This is a genomic window from Nostoc sp. T09, from assembly GCF_002154695.1.
In the GTDB taxonomy this organism is placed as follows: Bacteria; Cyanobacteriota; Cyanobacteriia; order Cyanobacteriales; family Nostocaceae; genus Aulosira.
In genome coordinates, this window is record NZ_MTAV01000187.1 from 1 (window position 1) to 2,098 (window position 2,098).

At 44.4% G+C, this 2,098-nt stretch carries 1 protein-coding gene; it reads right to left on the bottom strand.

Annotated elements, in window-relative coordinates; all coding sequences use genetic code 11:
- Positions 1–99: 99 nt before the first annotated feature.
- Entirely contained in the window at positions 100–1,647 is a 1,548-nt protein-coding gene (locus tag BV372_RS29800) for a mercuric reductase (RefSeq protein WP_086690352.1), read from the bottom strand.
- Positions 1,648–2,098: the final 451 nt, after the last annotated feature.

Genomic DNA, 2,098 nt, shown 5'->3' on the forward strand with positions numbered 1-2,098 from the left:
CTACTCTTCGAGAACGGCTTTGCCGAACGGGAACGACTTCGTCGAACGCTCGTAATGACGGAATTCCGTGACTTTTGCGTAAGTCCTAACAAACTCAACTTAAGATAACTTTGTGAGAAAACCCAAAAGGCGTTTGGTATTCTCTGTGAGCAGTGTGCGACGATAAGCATCTGCTGCCTTCTTAATAGCTTCAGCCTGAGTGGGATAGGGATGAATGACACCGCTTAACTTATTCAAACCTAACTTACCCACAATTGCCGTAGTCACTTCCGAGATCATCTCACCTGCATGACGAGCGACAATGGTAGCACCGAGAATTTCATCAGAACCTTTTTTGTGGTGAATTTTGAGAAATCCTGATTCTTCACCATCTGCGATCGCTCGGTCTACACTACTAAAAGGAATTTTAATTGTTTCCACATCCAAGCCTTTCTCCTTGGCTTGCTGTTCAGACATTCCTACTTGAGCAATTTCTGGGTCAGTATAAGTAACCCAAGGCATAACTAAACTGCTGAGTTTGGAACGTCCTAAACCAAAGGGAGAAAATAGCGTATTTTTAATAACAATGCGTGCGGCTGCATCAGCGGCGTGGGTAAACTTCCAGTTCATGCAGATATCGCCAGCTGCATAAATCTTGGGATTGGTCGTTTGCAGGTAATCGTTCACCTTGACACCGTGCTGCTTATCGTACTCTACCCCAACTGCTTCTAAATTGAGACTTTCTACATTAGGAGCGCGTCCCGTACCTACTAAAATTTCATCTACAGTCACAGAATCTCGATGACCGTTAGAGGAGAAGTAAAGTCGCTTACCTTCGGTGACAGTTACCACCTCTTCTAATTTAGAATTTAGTACTAAGCGAATTCCTTCTTTAACCAAAACTTTTTGCAGAATTTCGGCAGCTTCCGCATCTTCTTTATTGAGAATATGAGAACTGCGATGGAAAAGTACCACTTCACAACCCAAGCGGCGGAAAGCCTGCGCTAATTCACAACCGATAGGACCACCACCAATCACTGCTAAATGTTCCGGTCGTTGAATTAAAGAAAAAACCGACTCATTGGTAAGATAACCAGCTTTTTCAATTCCCGGAATTGCAGGTTGTGCAGCTCTAGCGCCAGTAGCAATTACGGCTTTTTTAAAACGCAGGGTTTGGTCGCCAACTTCCACAGTATTTTTACTTGCAAACCGACCGCTACCTAAGAATACATCGACTCCTAATTTTTGAAAGCGTTCAGCCGAGTCATGAGGACTGATACCAGCTCTGATACGGCGCATCCTTGCCATCACTGCGGAAAAATCAACATCAATAAGTTTGGGAATATTAATTCCCAATTCCTTACCATCCCACAGTTCGCCTACCACACGCGCAGAGCGAATGATAGTTTTAGATGGAACGCAACCCACATTTAAGCAATCTCCACCCATGAGATGCTTTTCTATCAAAGCCACTTTTAAACCCAAACCCAAACCCGCCGCACCCGCAGCTACCACTAATCCCGCTGTTCCCCCGCCAATCACTACCAAGTCGTAAACATTCGCAGGTTCTGGATTTATCCAATCTGGTGGATGCACTTGAGAGACCAAAGCCTGGTTATACTCATCCATTGGACGAACTGCGACTCTCTCGAATTCTAAACTGGACATTGGTCTGACCTCATTGCATGGGTATTGGGGATTAGGAATCGGAGATGGAAATTATTTTCCCAGTACCATAATGTACAAGGATTACAGCTTCAGAAATGTTTATCGGTTGGATAATTAACAGATAAGTAGCTCAACCTAAATTAAATGTGAAATGTCATTACGTTGGCGGAACGCCTTCCGGTAGGGTACGGAACGCAGTGAAGCGTTCGCGTAGCGTCTCGCAGAGAAGTAATCGCAAAGACTCTATTTTATCTTTTTCAATGTTGACCTACTTATTTTCCCAGCCTCAGTTTAATTATCAGGACTTACGCAAGCAAAATTTGTCATTGCGACCGGAACGTAGTGTAGGGAAGCAATCCCAGAATTTCAGGCGATTACGTCGCTACCCTTGGGGAACGACTTCGTCGAACGCTCGTAATGACGGAATTCCGTGACTTTTGCGTAAGTCCTA